General features: G+C 73.6%; 1 protein-coding gene. It reads right to left on the bottom strand.

The annotated features are described in order from the left end of the window. The coding region (locus J5M56_RS27275) for a S4 domain-containing protein (RefSeq protein ID WP_347709441.1) at positions 1–362 on the bottom strand (362 nt) is incomplete at its 3' end. Positions 363–440: the final 78 nt, after the last annotated feature.

Genomic DNA, 440 nt, shown 5'->3' with positions numbered 1-440 from the left:
ATCTCGATGCGCTGGTCGGCGCGCACCTTCGTGCCGAGCGTGTCGATGCGCTCGCCGTCGACGAGCACCCAGCCTTTCTCGATCCATTCGTCTGCTTCGCGGCGCGAGCAGAGACCCAGCTCCGACATGCGCTTCGACAGGCGCACGAGGCCGGTTTCGTCGCCGCGCTCGATACGCTTGCCGCGTTCGCCGTGCTCACCGTGCTCACCGCCGCGAGCGGATTCGCCCAGTTCGCCGCCGCCGCGCTTGATCGGCTGCGCGAGCTGGAGGCGCGAACCCGTCGCCGCGCGGGCCGTGGGGCGGCGCTCGCCGGATGCGCTCGCGCGGGTGGCCGGCCGTTCGCCGAAGCGGGCGGTACGCACGGGGCGCGACGGGCCTTGCGCCCTCGCGGGGCGCGCGGTCCTTACCGCGCGTGCCCGCATCGAACGCGCGGTAAGGAC

The organism is Pseudomonas sp. 51_B (assembly GCF_017491595.1).
GTDB classification, from domain to species: domain Bacteria; phylum Pseudomonadota; class Gammaproteobacteria; order Pseudomonadales; family Pseudomonadaceae; genus Aquipseudomonas; species Aquipseudomonas promysalinigenes.
The sequence above is the reverse complement of the archived record's forward strand: the minus strand, read 5'-3'. Positions and strand labels throughout refer to the sequence as shown.